This is a genomic window from Olsenella sp. AGMB03486, assembly GCF_040884255.1.
Classification (GTDB): domain Bacteria; phylum Actinomycetota; class Coriobacteriia; order Coriobacteriales; family Atopobiaceae; genus Olsenella_L; species Olsenella_L kribbiana.
This window is the reverse complement of the sequence record NZ_JBEVTM010000017.1, coordinates 31,094-50,704: the sequence shown is the minus strand read 5'-3', so window position 1 is coordinate 50,704 and position 19,611 is coordinate 31,094. Positions and strand designations below refer to the sequence as shown.

The 19,611-nt window shown below is 61.4% G+C and carries 20 protein-coding genes; 5 read left to right on the top strand and 15 right to left on the bottom strand.

Annotated features, from left to right (window positions below):
- Positions 1–7 precede the first annotated feature (7 nt).
- The 9 genes from atpA to glpK form a co-directional block, all read right to left on the bottom strand.
- Positions 8–1,621, bottom strand: a complete 1,614-nt coding sequence (gene atpA, locus ABVS03_RS08920; protein ID WP_330971570.1) for a F0F1 ATP synthase subunit alpha — start codon at positions 1,619–1,621, stop codon at positions 8–10.
- A complete protein-coding gene (gene atpH, locus ABVS03_RS08915; RefSeq protein WP_330971503.1) occupies positions 1,618–2,085 on the bottom strand; it encodes an ATP synthase F1 subunit delta in 468 nt (155 codons plus the stop codon). The genes atpA and atpH overlap by 4 nt, the downstream gene beginning before the upstream one ends.
- Positions 2,069–2,683 (bottom strand): F0F1 ATP synthase subunit B, encoded by a 615-nt coding sequence (atpF, locus tag ABVS03_RS08910; RefSeq protein ID WP_330971504.1) that lies wholly within the window; start codon positions 2,681–2,683, stop codon positions 2,069–2,071. Before atpF ends, atpH begins: the two co-directional genes overlap by 17 nt.
- Before the next feature lie 31 nt (positions 2,684–2,714).
- A complete protein-coding gene (gene atpE / locus ABVS03_RS08905) occupies positions 2,715–2,903 on the bottom strand; it encodes an ATP synthase F0 subunit C (RefSeq protein ID WP_330971505.1) in 189 nt (62 codons plus the stop codon).
- 90 nt (positions 2,904–2,993) lie between these two features.
- A complete protein-coding gene (atpB, locus tag ABVS03_RS08900) occupies positions 2,994–3,803 on the bottom strand; it encodes a F0F1 ATP synthase subunit A (RefSeq protein ID WP_330971506.1) in 810 nt (269 codons plus the stop codon).
- Positions 3,804–3,837: 34 nt separating this feature from the next.
- Positions 3,838–4,110 (bottom strand): hypothetical protein, encoded by a 273-nt coding sequence (locus tag ABVS03_RS08895; RefSeq protein WP_330971507.1) that lies wholly within the window; start codon positions 4,108–4,110, stop codon positions 3,838–3,840.
- Between the two features lie 167 nt (positions 4,111–4,277).
- Complete coding sequence (gene upp, locus ABVS03_RS08890; protein WP_330971508.1) at positions 4,278–4,922, bottom strand: uracil phosphoribosyltransferase; 645 nt, start codon at positions 4,920–4,922, stop codon at positions 4,278–4,280.
- 2 nt (positions 4,923–4,924) lie between these two features.
- A complete protein-coding gene (gene rpiB, locus ABVS03_RS08885; protein WP_330971509.1) occupies positions 4,925–5,395 on the bottom strand; it encodes a ribose 5-phosphate isomerase B in 471 nt (156 codons plus the stop codon).
- A gap of 76 nt (positions 5,396–5,471) precedes the next feature.
- Positions 5,472–6,953, bottom strand: a complete 1,482-nt coding sequence (gene glpK, locus ABVS03_RS08880; RefSeq protein ID WP_330971510.1) for a glycerol kinase GlpK — start codon at positions 6,951–6,953, stop codon at positions 5,472–5,474.
- A 255-nt stretch (positions 6,954–7,208) separates the two neighbouring features.
- On the opposite strand from glpK, the gene ABVS03_RS08875 reads away from it, so the two are divergent.
- Positions 7,209–8,087 carry a PTS transporter subunit EIIC gene (locus ABVS03_RS08875; protein WP_330971511.1) on the top strand — a complete coding sequence of 293 codons (879 nt, stop codon included), beginning with the start codon at positions 7,209–7,211 and terminating at the stop codon, positions 8,085–8,087.
- A 75-nt stretch (positions 8,088–8,162) separates the two neighbouring features.
- On the opposite strand, the gene tnpB is transcribed toward ABVS03_RS08875, so the two are convergent.
- A complete protein-coding gene (gene tnpB / locus ABVS03_RS08870) occupies positions 8,163–9,344 on the bottom strand; it encodes an IS200/IS605 family element RNA-guided endonuclease TnpB (RefSeq protein WP_368018829.1) in 1,182 nt (393 codons plus the stop codon).
- 2 nt (positions 9,345–9,346) lie between these two features.
- A complete protein-coding gene (gene tnpA / locus ABVS03_RS08865; protein ID WP_330971513.1) occupies positions 9,347–9,739 on the bottom strand; it encodes an IS200/IS605 family transposase in 393 nt (130 codons plus the stop codon).
- Between the two features lie 79 nt (positions 9,740–9,818).
- Here tnpA and ABVS03_RS08860 point away from each other — a divergent pair, with 79 nt between their 5' ends.
- From ABVS03_RS08860 to ABVS03_RS08850, 3 genes are all read left to right on the top strand, one after another.
- A complete protein-coding gene (locus tag ABVS03_RS08860) occupies positions 9,819–10,295 on the top strand; it encodes a hypothetical protein (RefSeq protein ID WP_368018828.1) in 477 nt (158 codons plus the stop codon).
- A gap of 59 nt (positions 10,296–10,354) precedes the next feature.
- Positions 10,355–11,842: a subtype B tannase gene (locus ABVS03_RS08855; protein WP_368018827.1), complete on the top strand. Its 1,488-nt coding sequence runs from the start codon at positions 10,355–10,357 to the stop codon at positions 11,840–11,842.
- Positions 11,843–11,938: 96 nt separating this feature from the next.
- A complete protein-coding gene (locus ABVS03_RS08850) occupies positions 11,939–12,700 on the top strand; it encodes a MurR/RpiR family transcriptional regulator (RefSeq protein WP_368018826.1) in 762 nt (253 codons plus the stop codon).
- 74 nt (positions 12,701–12,774) lie between these two features.
- Here ABVS03_RS08850 and ABVS03_RS08845 read toward each other — a convergent pair whose 3' ends face one another.
- The 4 genes from ABVS03_RS08845 to ABVS03_RS08830 form a co-directional block, all read right to left on the bottom strand.
- Positions 12,775–13,413, bottom strand: a complete 639-nt coding sequence (locus ABVS03_RS08845) for an L-threonylcarbamoyladenylate synthase (protein ID WP_368018825.1) — start codon at positions 13,411–13,413, stop codon at positions 12,775–12,777.
- A 3-nt stretch (positions 13,414–13,416) separates the two neighbouring features.
- A complete protein-coding gene (locus ABVS03_RS08840; RefSeq protein WP_368018824.1) occupies positions 13,417–14,487 on the bottom strand; it encodes a class I SAM-dependent methyltransferase in 1,071 nt (356 codons plus the stop codon).
- 71 nt (positions 14,488–14,558) lie between these two features.
- Positions 14,559–15,626, bottom strand: a complete 1,068-nt coding sequence (prfA, locus tag ABVS03_RS08835) for a peptide chain release factor 1 (protein WP_330971520.1) — start codon at positions 15,624–15,626, stop codon at positions 14,559–14,561.
- A gap of 141 nt (positions 15,627–15,767) precedes the next feature.
- The gene (locus ABVS03_RS08830) at positions 15,768–17,930 is read right to left on the bottom strand and encodes a DUF6273 domain-containing protein (RefSeq protein ID WP_368018823.1); all 2,163 of its coding nucleotides are present in this window, start codon (positions 17,928–17,930) and stop codon (positions 15,768–15,770) included.
- Between the two features lie 141 nt (positions 17,931–18,071).
- Here ABVS03_RS08830 and ABVS03_RS08825 point away from each other — a divergent pair, with 141 nt between their 5' ends.
- The gene (locus ABVS03_RS08825) at positions 18,072–18,875 is read left to right on the top strand and encodes a hypothetical protein (protein ID WP_368018822.1); all 804 of its coding nucleotides are present in this window, start codon (positions 18,072–18,074) and stop codon (positions 18,873–18,875) included.
- Positions 18,876–19,611: the final 736 nt, after the last annotated feature.

Here is a 19,611-nt window from a genome sequence, read left to right as displayed (position 1 = left end):
CCGTGCCTCACGCCTTCTCGTTCTCGTCCGTGTCTTCCTCTTCCTTCTTCACGCCGTGCTTCTCGAGGAAGCTCGCCTTGAAGTGGTCGAGGTGCGTCCTGATCTGGTCGGCCATTGCGTCGGAGATGCGGTTCTTGCGGATCTCCTGGCGAATCCCGTCATGGCGGGTAGCCATGTACTGGACCATCTCATCCCTGAACGGGACGACGAGGTCGAGATCGAGATCGTCGACGTAGCCTTCCTTGCCCGCGAAGAGCGTGAGCACCTGGTCGGCGACATCGAGTGCGGCATAGCGGCCCTGCTTCAGCAGTTCCGTCATGCGTGCGCCGTGATTCAGCTGGTACTGGGTCGTTGCATCCAGGTCGGAGCCGAACTGGGAGAAGGCCTGCTTCTCGCGGTAGTATGCAAGGTCGGAGCGCAGCGTGCCTGCAACCTGCTTCATGGACTTCAGCTGTGCGGCGCCGCCGACACGAGACACCGAGATGCCGACATCGACTGCCGGGCGCTGGCCTTGGAAGAACAGGTTCGTCTGCAGGTAGATCTGGCCATCCGTGATGGAAATCACGTTCGTCGGAATATAGGCCGAGACATCGCCGTCCTGCGTCTCGATGATCGGGAGTGCCGTGAGCGATCCTGCGCCGTTGGCGTCAGAAAGCTTGCAGGCGCGCTCGAGCAGGCGCGAATGCAGATAGAAGATGTCGCCCGGGTAGGCCTCGCGTCCAGGCGGACGATGAAGCGTCAGCGACATCTGACGATAGGCCACGGCCTGCTTCGACAGGTCGTCGTAGACCACGAGCACGTGTCCGCCGTGATGCTGCGCATCTGCGGGATGGCCATGCTCGTCGTTGTACATGAAGTACTCGCCGATGGCAGCGCCTGCCATAGGAGCGATGTACTGCATAGGAGCAGAATCGGCAGCCGTAGCAGAGACGATGATCGTCTTGTCGAGGACGCCGTGCTGCTTCAGGGACTCGCGGATCGATGCAACCGTCGAGGCCTTCTGGCCGATAGCGACGTAGATGCAGATGATATCCGTGTCCTTCTGATTCACGATCGTATCGATTGCAATGGCGGTCTTGCCCGTCTTGCGGTCGCCGATGATGAGCTCACGCTGGCCACGTCCGATAGGCACCATTGCATCAACGGCAAGCAGGCCTGTCTGGACAGGCTCGCAGACCGGCTGGCGCTCCATGATGCCAGGAGCCTTGAACTCGATCGGACGGCGGTGCGTCGTGTTGATCGGGCCAAGACCGTCGATCGGCTGGCCGAGCGGATTCACGACACGGCCGAGCATCTTGTGGCCGACAGGAATGTCCATGACGCGACCGGTCGTGCGGCACTCGTCGCCCTCCTTGATGGAGTCGACTTCGCCGAACAGGACCGCGCCCACATCGTGCTCGTCGAGGTTCTGCGCCAGGCCGTACACGGTATGTCCCGTCTCAGAGCTCGTGAACTGCAGAAGCTCTCCTGCCATGGCAGACTTGAGTCCGGAGACACGGGCAATGCCGTCGCCGACCTGGGTCACCACAGACGACTCCTGCGTATCCACCGTGGCGGTCACGCCAGCCAGCTGGCTGCGCAGCTGCGCCATGATGGCTTCGGAGCTGATTTGGCTCACTATTCTTCACCTCCGAGGAAGGATGTAGAAAGCTTCTTCCTGATGTTGACGAGCTGCGCCTTCACCGAAGCGTCATAGCGGTTGCCACGCTCCTCGATGACGATGCCGCCGATGATTGAAGGATCGACACGCTCGACGAGATAGATCGGGGCCTTGAGGTCCTTCTCCATCTTTGCGCGCACCTCTCCCCTCAGCTTGTCATCCATCGGCACAGCTGTCGTGACCGTGACGGACACGGTCTTGTCATCCTGGTCGACCAGGGTCTTGTACTGATGTGCAACATCCTTTACAAGATCGAGGTCATTGTCCTCACGCATCGCCGTGAGGGTCTCGAGGACCTCAGGCGTGAACTTGACGGCATGCTGCCATTGGACAAGGTCGGCATTGGCTCTTCCCTCGGAACGGGCTGCATCGAGCAGTGCGCGGGTATAGGCCTCGACCTTCTCCTCATCATTCTTGCTTGCCATCAGCGCTACCTACTTCCGCAAGGTACTTCTCGGCCAGCTGACGCTGCTGATCCTGGGTCAGTCCATCGCCGATGATCTTGCTGGCGATTTCGACCGAGAGGTCGACGACAGAGCTGGAAATCTCGATCATGGCCTTGTGGCGCTCGGAATCGACCACATCATGGGCCTTTGCGACGGTTGCGGCTGCATCCTTCTGGGCTTTGGCAAGCACCTTGGAGCGCTCGGCTTCGGCCTCCTTCTTTGCAGCTGCGACAATCTCGTCGGCCTGGCGGTTGGCATCTGCGAGACGCTTCTCGTATTCCTTCTTCGTCGCCTCGGCATCTGCCTTTGCCTTTGCGGCATCGTCCAGATCGCCCTTGATCTTGGCCTCGCGAGCATCCATTGCCTTCAGCACGGAAGGCCAGGCGAACTTCGCGAGAACGATCCAGATGATGATGAAGGCGATGCAGGCCGGGATGAACTCTGCCGGCCTCGGCATGAGCAGTGCCATGCCGCCCGAAGACTCCTCAGCAAATGCCAGCGTCGGGAGCGCAAAGGCGACGACGCCCGCCGCGCTCGCAGCTATACCGCGGAAGAAGCTGTTGTTCTTCAAATCCATATTGCTCCCTCTTTCCGCTTGCTGGCCTGGACTACATAATCGAGACGACGAAGCCAATCAGGCACAGAGCCTCGATGAATGCCGCTGCCAGGATGAAGACGGTAAAGAGTCGGCCCTGGACCTCGGGCTGGCGAGCCATGCTGTTTGCAACGTTGGCTGCAGAGAGGCCGATACCAAGTGCTGCACCAATGACGCAGAGACCGTAGCCAATAACGTTCACGATTCCTCCTTTGTCATTCGCCAGTCCTTATGGCCGGCGAATACCGAACTATGTACTAGCAGGAAGTCCCTGCGAGTAACCTCGAAGCTATTATTCTTCCGTGCTCTCGGCGCCATTGATGTAGACGGCAGAAAGCAGAGTAAAGATATACGCCTGGATGAAGGCGATCATGAGCTCGACGCCGTAGATCATGATGAGCAGGACCATCCAGAGGGCAGACATGGCGCCCGTGCCGACTGCAGCGGCAGAGATCGCACCATTGATGAGCGGCTCGAGGAAGATTGTGCACATGATTGCGAAGGTGCCCATGACGACATGGCCTGCGAACATGTTGCAGAAAAGACGGACGGCCAGCGTGATCAGGCGAAGGAACGTCGAGAAGACCTCGATGATCCACACGACGACGCGGATCGGAAGCATGAGGCCGGAAGGCGCGAGGCTCTTCACATAGCCCCAGAGGCCCTTCTTGCGCACGCCGATGTAGATGAAGTAGCAGAACGACATGAGCGCGATGGCGCCCGTGACACCGGTGGAGCCGGTGCCCGGCTTCCACGTCGGCAGCATGCCGATGTAGTTGCCGAAGAGAACGAAGAAGAAGAGCGTTGCAAGGAACGGGAAGTGCTTCCTCCACGTATCGCCGAGCATTGCCTTCGCGATATCGTTTCTGACGAACTCGATCAGGTACTCGACGCCGTTCACGAAGACGCCGTGCGGCACGAGGCTCGCGCTCTGCTTCTTCGTGAAGACGAGCAGCACAGCTACGCACAGAGCGCATGCAACGAGGAGCCAGAACGTATAGATCGTCAGGCCGAACGTCGTATCGCCGACAACCGCAGTCGGATAGAACGTATTTATGAGCTCGCTCATCGAATTCGAGACTTCGGCAAAGGCTTCGCCCACGATGACTACTTCCCTTCACTCACACATATCATGCTCAGTCTGAAGAGAGGGCGGAGCGTATGGCTTCGACTACCCATGCAGACAGGAACACGCCTATTGCTGATACCCCAAACATCAGGACATCTTTCGGTTTCAGCACGTACACCATAACAAACGCAGCCATCAGGAGAGCAAAGGAGAACACGGCTGCACCGAAGGCACGGCCCAGGCGCGCTTCTATCCTCTTCCTCCTGACCAGCTCCAGAAGGACAACGCCTGGCAGCGCCGCCAGAAGGCCACACATGAGCCCTGCCGCGGTCACGCCCAAGCGCTACCTCCTTCTTGCTGCAGCATTCGCGCTGAAAAACGTCTTCAGACAATATTCGTACCCACCGAGAATGTCCACTCATCCACCTAAACTCGGGTCTGCACCTCAGTTTCGACACATTTCTGACTTGCGTTCAAAAACAGGAGACACCCCCGGTGGGAACGGAATTACTTCGTGCCGTAGATGCGGTCTCCCGCATCGCCCAGGCCCGGCAGGATGTAGGCATCCTTGTTGAGCTCGCGGTCGAGCGCGCAGGTGTAGAGGCGCACATCCGGGTCGTAGTCGAGGACAGCGTGCACGCCTTCGGGAGCAGAGACGAGCGTGAGCGCACGGATGTCCTTCACGCCGGCCTCCCGCAGGAACTGGATTGCCGCTGTCATGGATCCGCCCGTGGCAAGCATCGGGTCGACGATCAGGCAGGTGCGCTTGTCCACATCGGGCGGGAACTTGCAGTAGTACTGGTGCGGCTCATGCGTCTCGGGATCGCGGTACATGCCCACGTGTCCCACGCGGGCAGACGGCACGAGGTCGAGGATGCCATCGACCATGCCCAGTCCTGCACGCAGGATCGGGATGATGGCGACCTTTTTGCCGGCGATGCGCTTGCAGACCGTCTTCTCGAGCGGGGTCTCGACCTCGACATCCTCGAGCGGGAAGTCGCGCATGGCCTCATAGCCCTCGAAGATGGCAAGCTCGGTCACGAGCTCGCGGAACTGCTTCGTGCTCGTGTTCTTGTCGCGCAGGATGTGGAGCTTGTGCTGCACGAGCGGGTGGTCGATGATCTGGAAGCGTGGATCGTTGATTTCTGCCATATCTAGCACCCCTCGGAATCGACGCCAGCAAACTTCGGATCGTCCTCGCGCATGATCTTCGTGACCCTGCGCTCATGCCTGCCACCCAGAAAGTCGGTCTCGAGGAACGTCTTCACGAAGTCCATGTTGTCGGAAAGCGACACGAAGCGGCCCGAGAGGCAGATGACATTGGCATTGTTGTGCTGGCGGGCAAGCTCTGCGAACTCATGCGACGTGATCGTCACTGCACGCACGCCCGGCACCTTGTCAGCCGTGATGGCCATGCCGAGGCCGGTACCGCAGATGAGGACGCCGAAATCGGCCTCTCCTGCTGCAACCTTGCGCGCCACCTTGTCGGCGTAGTCAGGATAGTCCACGGAATCGAAGCTCTCAGGCCCGAGGTCTTCCACCTCATGGCCCAGAGACTCGATGAACTGCACCATAGGCGGCTTGAAGCCGTATCCGCCATGGTCGGATGCTATGGCAATGCGCACGTCGTGCTCCTTTCAAAGGCTATACCTCTTTCGATTATGGCACCAAACGCGCAGCTTGGCTATGTGCGCTCCTGCCTCACGAGAGGGCACGCTCAACAGCGCGGCGCCACCCTGCGATGAGGCGCGTGCGCTCTTCCTCTTGCATCTCGGGCACGAATGTACGCTCGATGCTCCGGAGCTGGCAGAGCTCTTTGCGCGAGCCCCAGACGCCTGTGGCGAGCCCTGCGATATAGGCGGCACCGAGAGCCGTCGTCTCGCCGACTGCGCAGCGCACGACATTTGCCTGGAGCAGGTCCGCCTGGAACTGCATGATGAAGTCATTGCGCGACGCTCCGCCGTCGACCTCGAGCGAGGAGAGCGAAGACGAGGTGTTCCCGAACATGGCCTCGGCGATATCGTAGGTTTGGTACGCAAGAGACTCGCAGGCAGCGCGCACGATGTGCGCCCGCTTCGTGCCGCGCGTGAGGCCGCACAAAAGGCCTCTGGCATCTGCGTCCCACCAGGGTGCACCGAGTCCCGTGAATGCAGGAACGAGATAGCAGCCCTGCGTATCTGGAATGGAGAGTGCAATGTCTGCCGTCTCCTGCGCAGAGGAGATGAGGCCCACGTCGTCTCTCAGCCACTGGATGACCGTGCCGGCATTGAAGACAGAGCCTTCGAGCGCATAGGCGATCTCTGAGCCCTGGGCGATGCCGATTGTCGTGACAAGACCATGGTCAGAAAGCTTCGGCTCGGCACCGACATTTGCAAGCAGGAAGCAGCCCGTACCATACGTGTTCTTGGCAGATCCCGACGCAAAGCAGCAGTGGCCGAAGAGCGCTGCCTGCTGGTCGCCTACGACGCCCGTGATCGGAGGCCTGTGCGAGAGGATATTGTGCGTCACATAGCCGAAGTCGCCATCCGATGGCTTTGCCTCAGGCAGGAGATTCATGGGCACGCCGACAAGATCGCACAGCTCCTTGTCCCAGCAGAGCTTCGTGATATCGAAGAGCATTGTGCGCGAGGCATTCGTATAGTCTGTCGCATGCACCTTGTGCGCCGTGAGGTTCCAGACAAGCCACGTATCGATCGTGCCGGCCAGAAGCTTTCCTGCCTCCGCATCAGCACGCGCTCTCTCCACATGGTCCAGGATCCAGGCAATCTTCGTGCCCGAGAAGTATGGGTCGGGGATGAGGCCGCACTTCTTGTGGATGAGCTCCCCTGCCCCTTCGTCCAAAAGCTTCTGGATCTGGGGCGCCGTGCGGCGGCACTGCCACACGATTGCGTTGTAGATAGGATGCCCCGTCTCCTTGTCCCAGACGACCGTCGTCTCGCGCTGGTTCGCAATCGAGACCGCAGCAAGCCGGTCCGAATGGATGCCGGTCTTGAACTGCACCTCGACCATGCAAGCCACGATGCCCGAGGCGATCTCTTCGGGATCCTGCTCGACCCAGCCCGGATGAGGATAGAAGTTCTTGATCGGGCGGCTGGCCTGTCCGACAGGCTTTCCTTCCTCGTCGAAGATGATGGCACGCACGCTCGTCGTTCCGGCATCGAGCGACATGATATAGCGGGACATGGGCTGCCTCCTGGGATGGCTTCCTCCGAACAGACGCCCCCATTCTGCGAGCCAAGGCCGCAGAAAACACTACCAGTTCCGCAGACGTCATCCCGCTCTCGGTTGAACTCCGCCTTCTGCCGCCCACCCGCGAAATCCTGCCGTTCGCTGATTCTGATTCATCGATTCAGATATTTCTGAATCATTTATCTATTCTGATTCATTGTAGACTGGTTCGGCGATTCAGATCGCCCGGATGAGCAAAGGAGAAGTGGGGTGGCAGATTACAAGGCTCTTGCCCAGACCATCGTGGACAACGTCGGAGGAGCGAACAACGTACGCGCCCTCACGCACTGCGTGACAAGGCTGCGCTTCACGCTCAAGAATCCGAAGCTGACAAAGACAGATGTGCCCGAGAAGACCGATGGTGTCATCAAGGTCATCGAAGCCGGCGGCCAGTACCAGGTCGTCGTCGGCGCCAAGGTCACAGGCCTCTACGACGAGATCCTGGCAGACTTTGACGTCCAGGGTGCAGGCGCGGTCGAGCCAGCACCGGCAGAGGCAGACGGAGATGCGAAGAACAACGCCGTGAACCGCCTCATGGGCACGATGTCCGCCATCCTCATGCCGACGCTTCCGGTCCTTACCGCAGCCGGCATCATCAAGGGCCTCGTCGCCCTCTTTGCTGCCCTCGGCATCCTCTCCACGACAGACGGCATCTACATGGTCTTCTACGCCGTCGGCGATGGCTTCTTCTACTTCCTGCCGATCATGCTCGGCTACACGGCAGCGAAGCACTTCCACTGCAACGAGTTCATCGGCGCCACGATCGGCGCTGCCCTCGTCTATCCGAACATGGTGAACATCGCGACGACGCTTCCGGTCGCAGGCTCGCTCTTTGCCGGGACGCCGTTCCAGATGGACTTCTACAACACGTTCTTCGGCATCCCTATCGTCATGCCTGGCTCTGGCTATACGTCCCCTGTCGTCCCGATCATGATTGCCGTCTGGTTCGCCTCGATCCTGGAGCATGCCTTCAGGAAGCACCTCAATGAGATGGTGCGCGACCTCCTGACCCCGCTCTTCGTGCTTGCGATCTCCGTGCCTGTGACCTACCTCGTGATGGCCCCGTCGTCCAGGGCATCTGCGGCTTGACACTCCCCATGGCTAGAGCCAGGGGATTCTCGCTTCACAGCAGATAGCCTTTCCCCGCATGCGCGGGGGCGGGTCTTACGCCTGCTCCACGAGCGTTCGGGGCACTCGCGCGCCCCCGGTTCCCGCAAGCCCTGCGGTACCGTTTCCTTCCGCCAGCAGCCTCGCGCCCTCGGCGGCGATGTTCTTCGCCGCGTTGAGGTCGCGGTCGTGGCGGGCCCCGCAGGCGGGGCAGGTCCACTCCTCGACGCCCAGCACGACGTTCTTGTTCACGTAGCCGCAGCACGAGCACGTCTTGCTTGACGGGTAGAACCTCCCCACCTTCACGAAGGCACGCCCGTACCAGGCGCACTTGTACTCGAGCTGGCGGGCCATCTCGGACATGGAGGCATCGGACACCGCCTTGGCGAGGTGGCGGCTCTTCTCCATGCCAGCCACGTTCAGGTCCTCGACGGCGATGGCTTGGCTCTCGCGCACCGCGCTCGTCGTGGCCTTGTGGATGGCGTCCTTCCTCTGGTTCGCAATCTTCTCATGGACGCGGGCCACCCGGACCCGCTGCTTGCTCCGCCTGTTGGAGCCCTTCCTCTTCCTCGACAGCCTCCTCTGCTCCCGCGCCAGCCTCTTCTCTGACTTGGCGAGGCTCCTGGGGCTGGCGACAGCCTTGCCGTCCGAACGCGCCATGAGGCAGCGGATGCCGGCGTCTATGCCCATGACCTCGACAGGGCCTTCCGGCATGTCGGGCGCAGGGCAGCCCGTGCAGCAGACGGTGACGAAGTATTTGCCCGTCGGCGTCCGCTTGACGGTGGCGTTCACGACGCGGCCCTCGGGCATGCGCGAGACGCGGGCCTTCACCGTGCCGAGCTTCGGCAGCCTGATATGGCCGGCATCCGGCACGGCTATCCCCCAGTTGGTGCGGTAGCTCTGGCGGCTGTCGCGCTTGGACTTGAAGCGGGGGTAGCCAGGCTTGCCGCCGGTCTTGCAGCGGCGGAAGAACCCGTCGAAGGCCCTGCCCAGGTTCACCACGGCCTGCTGGAGCGCGTGCGAGTCCACCTCGGAGAGCCAGGGGGCCTCTTCCCCCTTCCAGGCGGTGACGAGCTTCTGGAGCTGGTAGACGGTAGGCGACTTGCCCGTCTTCTCGTACTGCTCCCTTTTCGTCTCCAGGCACCTGTTGTAGACCCACCGGCAGCAGCCGAAGGTCCGCTCGATGAGGGCGCACTGGTCTGCGCTGGGATAGATGCGGTATTCGTAGGCCCTCTCCATCGCTAGACCCCCTTCTGGCTCTCGATGTACTGCTTCACGGCTGAGAGGGGCGCTCCGCCCACGGTGGAGACGAAGTAGCTGTTGGTCCAGAGGGACGGGAGCCTCTTCTTGAGCCAGGGGAACTCCTCGCGGAGGTCGTGGCTGGTCCTTCCCTTGATGCGCTTCACGGCCCTGTGGATGCCGAGCTGCGGGTCCACCTCCAGCAGCATGTGGACGTGGTCGGGCATGACCTCCATCTCGATTATCTCGAAGGAGAGCTCTTCGGCGACCTCGCGCGCTATCTCCTTGAGGCGCTCGTCCACGCCGTCCACGAGCACCCGACGGCGGTACTTCGGGCAGAAGACCACGTGGTACCTGCAGCTGTAGACGACGTTGTTGTTGCTCTTGCACTCCATGCAGGCATTATACCACATCGACCTGTCTATTGTCGCCTTCGGCGATGCGCGGCTTGGCCCCATGCCTGAAGGAAGAGGCTTGCGCCGCGGGTCTGGCCATCCCCTCGGCCTCTCCAACATCGCCCTTGCCGGCTTCGATTACGTCATGGCTGCAGGCGGCATCGGACCTATGGTCGGCATGGCGCAGGGCCTGTGCATCACGCTGCGCACGAAGTCCAAGAAGGTCCGCGACCTCGCCCTTCCCTCCTTCATCTCCCAGGTCATGGGCGTCGGCGAGCCCCTCATGTACTCGATCCTGATCCCGCTCAGGAAGCCCTACGCGATCAACATCATCGGCGGTGCCATCGGCGGCGCCATCATCGGCGCTCTCAAGGGCAAGATCTACGTCTTCGGCGGATCTGGCCTCTTCGGCCTTGCGAACTACGTCGATCCTTCGGGCGATCCGACGAACTTCATCCACTGCCTGATCGGCATTCTCGTCGCAATGGTCGCTGTCTTCATCATCCAGTGGATTGCCTATGATTTCGATGCCGAGAAGAAGGTCATCGGAGAATAGAAAGCCTTGCAGAAGAGGCCGGCCAAGGCCGGCCTCTTATCTGAAAGAGAGAGTGTCTCATGCTCCAGCATCTTGCACCGAAAGACTTCGAGCCGGAAACCATCACGCTCGATGGCCGTACGCTCAGATACCGCTCATGCCGTGGCGTCCGCTACTGCGAGCGTCCCCAGGATCCGATACAGGTCCTCAACATCTTCGTTCCTGAAGCCTACTTCGAGGGTGGCAGCATCTCGGGCTACACGGCAGAGACCGCCCCCGTCTTCTGCCCGAGCACGGTCGGCGGCTACATGCCAGGACCAGCTGCAGAGCCAGGACCCGACCACTTCTTCCCGACGAACGCCGTCTTCGAGGCCCTTGCGCATGGCTACGTGATTGCAGGCATCGGCGTACGCGGAAGGACGACCGGCAGCACCTCCACGGAGTTCTTCATGGGAGGCTCCGTGGAGGCCAGGGAGGCCGCAGCCACCGGCAGGCTCTGCGACCGCGCCCCTGCCTTCATCGTCGACCTCAAGGCGGGCATCCGGTACCTGCGCACCTATGCCCAGGATGTGCCAGGAGACCTCGGCCGTATCGTGACGAACGGCACCTCTGCCGGAGGCGCCCATTCAGCCCTTGCCGGCACCTCGGGCGACTCTTCCGACTACACTGACGAGCTCGAGCGCATCGGCGCTGTCATGGACGCCTCCGATGCTATCTTCGCTGCCAGCTGCTACTGCCCGATCCACAACCTCGATCATGCAGATATGGCATACGAGTGGCAGTTCAAAGGCATTGCCGACTGCCACTACACACATTTCAGGAAGCGCGATGGCAAGATCGTGAAGATCAGCGAGGATTCCGTCCTGACGGCGGAGCAGCAGGAGCTCTCCGAAGAGCTTGCCTGTGCCTTCCCGGTCTATGTCCGAAGCCTTGGCCTCACAGACAAGGACGGCACCTCCCTCACGCTTGCAGAGGACGGCACCGGCTCCTTCCTTGACTGGATCGAGCGCCAGCTCATTGCCTCAGCACAGCGCGAGCTCGAGACCGGGGCAAACACGCAGAACCTTCCCCAGCTCATGACAGAAGGCTCTGCTCCTGAAGCGCTTTCCTGCCTCTCGATCGAAGACGGCACCGTGAAGGGCATCGACTGGCCTGCCTTCGTCCGCACGATCACCCGCATGAAGCCCTGCCCCGCCTTCGACGCCCTCGATCTCCATTCTCCCGAGAACGAGGAGTTCGGCACAGAGGACATCATCGCCCGCCACTTCACGGCATTCTCGCAGGAGCACACAGCAGTGCCGGCAGAGCTTGCGCCTGACAGGACGATACGGATGATGAATCCGCTCTCATATGTGAGCTCGCCTGGCTGCTGCACGCACTGGCGGATTCGCCATGGCTCCTATGACCGCGACACGTCGCTTGCCATTCCTGCCATCCTTGCGCTCTCGCTTGCGAATGCAGGCAAGGACGTCGACTTCCGCTATCCCTGGGGCCTTCCCCACAGCGGAGACTACGACCTGCCCGAGCTCTTCAGCTGGATAGACGGGCTCTGCCTGAACGGACGCTAGACAAGATGCGGCCCCGGCTCAAAAACCGAGGCCGCTTCATGATGGTACGGTATGGAACATAATGTATGTGATGCCTGATGCGGGAAAGGACATGCGATGGACGTCTTCGACGAGATAGCGCTTCACAAGGACTCCCTCACGCCTGCTGAGCAGGCCGTGAGCCGCATCGTCCAGGAGCATCCCGATGCGATACTCGGATGCACGAGCAACGAGCTTGCCCGCCGCTTCGGCGTCTCCCAGAGCGCCGTCTCCCGCTTCTGCCAGAAGCTTGGCTTTGCCGGCTACGGAGAGTTCCGCATGGAGCTCCACAAGACATTGACGCTCAGGAGCTTCGGAGGCGATGCAGAGCCGGAAGACCGCATCTCCTGCTTGACCAGGCTCATGCAGGCGGTAAGCGATGCAGTAGGACCTAAGACCTTCGCTTCCTTCTATGGACGCATAGAGAAGGCCAGAAATGTCTATGTCTTCGGCGCCGGCCAGAGCTCCATCCCTGCCCGCATGCTTGCTGGCAGGCTCCTCGAGGATTCGATTCCCGCCCGCTATGTCGCGCTCGGCTACGAGACCGAAGTGCTCCACTGCATGTCGGACGCAGATGAAGTCGTGATCTTCTCTGCGAAGAACGACACGTTCAAGCAGCTCCTTACGACCGCATCGACCGTAGAGCCCAAGAGGCGTCCGCACATCACGCTCATCGCGAATACGGCCAAGCACCCTGAGCGCAAGCATGTGGACGACGTGATCGTCCTTCCGACGTGGTCAGACCTGAAGCTTCCGCTCTATCTCGAGCCGCAGCATTCCATGATCTTCTTCTGCATGCTTGTAGGCGGTGCGCCGAAGAAGCGGTCCCAGCAGTCCTAGGCAGAAAAAGCCGGGCCCTGCTCCATGCTTGGAACAGGGCCCGAATATTGTGCGCTGCAGAATCTGCCTCTTAGCTAGGCAAGCGCCTCTTCGATGTCTGCGCCTGTGATGGCACCCTCACGCAGAGTCTCTGGCTTCCCCCTTGTGCAGTCGACAATCGTCGAGGCAGCACCGATACGCGACACTCCCCCATCGACCACGAGATCTGCCAGCTCGAAGAGCCTGTCCTCAATCTCCGAAGCCTTTGTGGCAGCAGGGTTTCCATGCGTATTGGCGCTCGTCTGCGCAAGCGCGCCGACCTTCCTCACAAGCGCCCGCACAAGGCCTGAGTCCGGCACGCGCAGCGCCACCGTGCCGGTGCTCTGCTGCACATATTCAGGTGCCAGCCTGTCCGACGCACGCACGACAAGCGTGAGCGCTCCTGGCCAGTACTTCTGCGCAAGCGTATGCGCCCAGGCGGGCACGTCTCTTCCATACACGTCGAGGTCCCACTCATCTGCGATGAAGAGTGGAAGGGTCTGCGCGAGCGGACGCTCCTTGATCTCGAAGATGCGCCTGTGCGCCGGATTTCCTGCTGTCGCCCGGCAGCTGAGCCCATAGACCGAGTCGGTCGGAAGGACGCAGACCCCATCGTGCAGGAGCACTCCTGCAATAGCATCGATAGCGCTTTCCGCAGGCGCCATCTGGTCAGCTTGAAGCATCTTCTCCTCCATGGCCTATGCCTTCCTTCTTGCCACAAGCACGCGCGGGCGGTGCGTCAAGTCCTCGCGCACCTCGGCTGAGGCCCAGCCGTCACGTGCGCGCACATAGGCAGCTGCGGTCTCGAGCGAATCCTCGAAGAGCTCGACGGCGAGCATGCCGCCCGGCAGAAGCGCATGCTCAGCCACGGGCACGATCCTTCTGAACACATCGAGGCCGTCAGCGCCTCCGTCGAGCGCGAGCCCTGGCTCGAAGCCGATGACCTCTTCGGGAAGCGTCGGCAGAACCGACGTCGGGATATAGGGCGGATTCGAGACAAGGACAGAGAACGTGCCCATGAGGGACTCATCGACACCTGAAGCGAGGTCTCCTTCGACGATATCCACATTGTCATTCAGATTGAGGGCATCCCTGTTGCGTGCGGCAAGGGCCAGCGCCTGCTTCGAGATGTCTGTCGTGACCACATGGGCGCCCGGGCGCTCCGAGGCGATGGAGAGGGCAATGCAGCCCGTGCCGCAGCCGATCTCGAGCACACGGGGACCTGCCGGCACCTTCACATGCTGCTGGAGCGGCAGGAGCTCTGCATCCTCTGCATGGAGCGGAGCGTCATCGCCGAGCTCGTCTGCATCTTTCGTCGATTCCTGGATCTTCTCTTCTGCCGCAGCACGGGCCTCCTGGGCCTTCTGGTCGCGCGCCTCGAGCTTCGGCTCGATATCGTCGAAGACATCTCCGCGCGCCATAGCCTCATCGACCCCTTCGAGCGCCGCATCGACGAGGATCTCCGTCTCAGGACGGGGAATCAGCACACCCTTCTCGCAGCGCAGGATGATGTGCCGAAACGGCATCTCTCCTGTCACGTACTGGAGCGGCTCTCCCCTGCCCCTCCTCAGCACCGCGTCATGCATGAGAGCAAGCTCCGACTCGTCGAGCGGACGGTCGAAGCTGATATAGATCTCGACCCTCGAGAGGCCGGTCGCATTGCTGATGAGCCATTCGGCAGAAAGCCTTGGATGCTCGTCTCCCTTACCCTCAAGATAGTCGGTGCACCACTTGAGCATGCGCCCGACAGTCCAGGCAGCGTCTCCCATCGCTTTTGCTCCTTCAGAAAGCAGGGCGCCCAAAGGCGCCCTGCACATGGCTTACGATTCAGATGAGGGCATCAGACGGTCTCTGCAAGCTTCTCTGCACGGTCTGCTGCTGCAAGAGCCTCAATGATCGATCCGAGCTGGTCGCCCTCGAGGACGCCCGTGTACGTCGCATTGAAGCCGATGCGGTGGTCCGTCACGCGGTCCTGCGGCTGGTTGTACGTGCGGATCTTCTCGGAGCGGTTGCCGTGGCCGATCTGCGAGAGGCGCTCTGCGCCCTGCTCTGCCTGCTGCTTCTCGAGCTCCATCTCATAGAGGCGGGCACGCAGCATCTGCATGCAGACGGCACGGTTCTGGATCTGGGAGCGCTGGTCCTGAGACTGCACGACCGTGTTCGTCGGCAGGTGCGTGATGCGCACGGCGGAATACGTCGTGTTGACGCCCTGGCCGCCCGGGCCGGAGGCGCAGTACGTATCGATGCGGAGATCCTCGTCCTTGATATCGATATCGATCTCGTCTGCCTCGGGCAGGACGGCGACCGTCGCTGTCGAGGTCTGGATGCGCCCCTGGCTCTCCGTCTTCGGCACGCGCTGCACGCGGTGCACGCCGCTCTCGTACTTCATGACGGAATAGACCTTGTCGCCCGTGACCTTGAACTCGATGGTCTTGAAGCCACCAGCCTCGCCGGGGCTCGAAGAGAGCACCTCGATCTTCCACTTGCGGGTCTGGGCAAAGCGCTGGTACATCTGGAAGAGGTCGCCTGCGAAGATGGCAGCCTCGTCGCCGCCGACGCCGGCGCGGATCTCGACGATCGTATTCTTCTCGTCGTTCGGATCGCCCGGAATCAGCATGATCTTGATCTCGTCCTCGAGCTTCGGCAGGCGCTCCTCGTTCGAGGAGATATCCTCCTGAAGCATTGCCTTGTCGTCCGGGTCGGACGTCTCCTTGAGCATCTCCTTGGCCGTCTCGATGTCCTCGAGCGCCTGGAGATACTCGCGCGCCTTTGCGACGAGCTCTGCCTGGTCGGCATGCTCCTTTGCGAGGCGGGCATATTCTTTCGGGTCTGCGATGACTGCCGGGTCTCCGAGCTTCTGCTCGAGCTCCTCGTAGGCAGCCACCAGCTTCTTCAGCTTCTCTGGCATGGCTGTGCTCCTTGCATATGATGCCGCATAGCGCGGCCGTGGCTTTTCCATCCATAAGGGTACCACCGAAGGGGCACTTCCATGCGCCTTGCAGATGGCTCCACCTGCCGCACAAGGATGCGGCAGGTGCATATTCAATTGCTAGTAGCAGAAGCCGACGACGACGCCGAGCTCCTGGGTCGCATTGTCGACCGCGTAGGGGCCGGAGACCGTGCTCACAGCACGGAAGTGATCAGAGGAGGACGGAGACGAGGTCCTCGTCCACCAGGTGTTCGCATCGGTGCCGATGCCGGATTTTGCCTCGACCTCGGAAGCCGTGCCGAAGCCGCCCGTGACGCCCGACTCGGAGAAGACGGCATACTGCGTGCCTTCAGACCCGAGGATCGTGTTGTAATTCGACGTGTAGCTCGATTCCCAGTTCCAGTTCACCGTGCCATAGACCTCGACGAAGGACGGAATCCAGAGGCTGTCTGTGGTCGACGTGACGGCAGCCGTGTTCACGGTGTAGCCCGTGTTGTTCGTCATCTTCTCGACCGGCACGATGTAGGTGGCAAGCTCATCCGGCAGAAGATCCATAGCATCGGAGGAGAGCCAGGAACGGAGCGCGGAGCTCTCCCAGCCGCCCTGGTCGGTCGCGGTCGTATTCATCGCATGCGTGAGCGAGCTTCCGGAAAGCAGGAACGTTATGCCAGCCTTTCCGCCGTCTGCCATATCGTCCGTATAGATGTCAGCGACACGGAGCTCGGCTGTCGTGCCATCCGTGAGCGTGATTTCGTTTGCCTCGGTCGTGACCGTGCCATCCTCGCTGCAGATGCCATACTGCTCGGCAACAGAGAGCGCCTCATCGCGCGAGGACGTCTTCTCGATTGCCTGGGCGATGCCCGCAAGCTCGGAGGCGCTGTACTCGCTGAAGCTCTTGGCAGAAGAGGGCAGTGCGGCCTGGGGCTCAGGCGACGTCTCCTCTGTCGTGGCAGCCTGCTCCGAGGTGGTTTCCTCGGTCGTCTCGCTCGTGCCCAAAAGGGCGCCCGAGTGCACGAAGGCGACAATCGCCACGACCGCGCAGACGCAGAGCACTGCAATGGCTACAGGCATCGCATGCGGTGCATGCTTCTCCTCCTGCTTCGCGCTGCGGCTGCGCACCACCGGTGCTGGCGGCAGGACGCCCGTCTTCTCTGTATCCGGCTCCTGCACGGCAGCAGCCGTCCTCTCGTCCTCGAGTGCCTCGTCCATTCCATTGAGGCTGTCCCAGGAGACGTAGCCGTCGATCGGATGCAGCTGGTCTTCGGATGCCTCCATACGGCGGACTCCGGCATGGAGATGCCTATGCGGGGCTGCGACAGGAGAGAGCGGTACAGGCGAGGAGACAGTCTCGTTCTCGTCTGTGGCATCCTCTTCGCTCACCGGTGCTGCTTCGGGGATGTCTGCCACATCGTGCGAGGCAAGCTCCTCGTCCATTCCATCGGTCAGGACCTCGGTCCTGTCTGCCTCATCGGAAAGCGCACCGATCCTCTGCTCGAGCGCCTCCTCGTCAGCTTCCGAGAGCTCAGGCTCTTTCGCAGGTGCACCCTTTGAATCGAGACGCGGAAGGGCTCCCGTCGGCTCGTCGTCCCAGTCGTCTTCATCCTCTTCGGCTAGAGGCTCAGGTACAGGCTCGCTTTCAGGCTCTGCCATCTCGCCGAGCTCTTCGGAAGCAGCTGCCGGCGCTTCGGCTTCAGCGGACGGAGCAGCAGGGGCAGCCTCTTCTGATGCCACAGGCTCTTCTGCGGGCGCTTCCTCGACAGCCGTCTCCTGAGCAGGAGCCTCTTCGGCAGCCTCTTCTGCCGCAGGGGCTTCCTTGCCTTCAGGCACATGGATATGGATGCGGGCCACCTGGGGTCCGCGCTGGACCGTCACCTTCCTGCTGCCAGCCTGCGTCTTCCCGCTCTCCTCAGAGGCAGGAGCTTCCTCTTCTGCAGGCTCGGGCTCTGCCTCAGGCTCCTCCTTTGCGCCAGCCAGGAATGAGGGGGCCGAGCCCTCTTCGGCGGCATCGGCTGCAATGTCCGCTGCCACGTCGTGCGGCAGGACCTGTGTCGCTTCCGATGCGATATCTGCTGCCACCTCATGGGGCAGCACGGTCGTCCTGTCTGCATCAGGCGCCACTATCGCAGAGGCACCGCCAGGAATCACATGCGTCTCGTCGGGAGAGCCGAGCGCGGCCGTCTTTCCTGGCGCATTGATATGCTTCGTGCCCTTGACCCTCATGCCGCATTCAGGGCAGAATTTCATGCCTTCCTGAAGCTCATAGCCGCAATTGCTGCACTTCATGCGTCACCTTTCACCGCGTGTTCTGTATGAACCGATGATACCTTGTGCATGCGCTTGGCGCATGCGGAAGGCCAAGTCTTGGGTATGTCTGCACACCGGACAGGGAAGATTCTACCCGTACCGCTGAAAGAAGGATGGACCATGGCTGAAGATGAAGGGGCAAGCGGACCGCGTCTGCGCTCCTATGAGCCCCCTGAGATAGAGATTGTCGTGCCCCAGGCAGGAGAGATGGATGTGCTTGCGGCGGCAGAGGCCTATCTCTCCTCTTCGGGAGCACATCTCCCGGATCTCACCGACGAGTGGGTCAGGAGCCACGCAGGTACGCTCCATGTGTCAGAGGGCACAGGAGCCAGAGGCTGGCTTGCAAAGCTCAAAGAGCAGCTCGTACAGGCACAGCACGATCAGGCGCTTGCAGAGAAGCCCGCCCGCTGCGCCCAGGCGCTGGCAGAAAGGCTCATCGAGCCTCCTGATGACATGACGGTCGAGCACGTAAGGCTCGGGCTTCTCCAGAGCCTTGCTGCCGAGCGCACGCATGACCCCAAAGGCTTCGAGGAGAGATTGAGGCTCCAGAAGGTTGCCTCAGCCGAAGAGCTTGCAGCGCAGCTCGCCCCGCAGGTGGCCGCACAGGCTTCTGCGCTCGATGCCTGGGGCGCACACGAAAACATAGAGGTCACCGAGGCAGAGCTTCCGCGCTATCTGCGCATGGCACCCATGCAGGCCAAGGCACGCATCCAGCAGGCAAGGCAGGACGGGAGCTATCCGGTCCTTCTCAGAGATGCCCGGCGCAACAAGTGCGCGCTTCTGCTTGCAGAGCGCTGCCAATGCCATCTTGTCCCTGAGTCAGAGGCTTCAGCCAAGGCGCGCTGGCAAAGCTACGAGACATATCCTGCCTTTGCCCATATCGACCTTGAACACGAACGTCAGCGCCTCTTCCCCGAGACATGAAAAGAGGCTCTTCGAGAGATCCATGGGGGCCGGGGACGAAAGAAAGGCTCCCGCTGTCTGTAGCGAGGCGCGAGAGAACACAGAAGACGGATCTTCCGCTACGGCACCTCAACCTGGCAGATTGCGACCTGAAGGCCATCTCCTCATCCATCCTCCCCATGCTCCACGGCGAGTGGAAGGGCCTCATGGCCGCAGAGAAGCACGTCTGAAGAGTCCCGCAGCGCTATATCGGGCACCGAAAGCCAAAGTCCGGTACTGTGCTGCCGGTCACCTGAAACCCTCTGCGACACCACAGCCAGCAGTGGGCGGTAGCGAGCGATAGTAAGGCGCATGCAGCGAACTCGAAGAGGAATCGCCATCTACCAATCCTTTTGGAGTACAGCATGCAAGGGCTCAGCCTCAAAGCTCTCTCCACGCGGTAGCGAGCGATACTAAAGAAGAGGGCCCGGTTTCCCGGGCTCCTTCCTCCATCTGCCTCAGTCAGAGCTGCTCTGCAGCGGGTGCCTCTGCGGCGTTCGTTGCCTCGGCAGCTGCAGTCTCTGCAGCCTCCTTGGCAGGCTCTCCCGCAAGTGCGTGAGGATCTACGGCTTCCTGCGTTACTCGGGGAAATCATAGGCACCTAGAAAATGGAAGTCCCCTGGCCTTCACCTGCAGTCCGCGTGACAGCACGCGAGCCTAGGTCCAGCCAGGGGACATACTCCCAAGCTTGGCGGCTCTCGCCGCTCCGTCACATCAT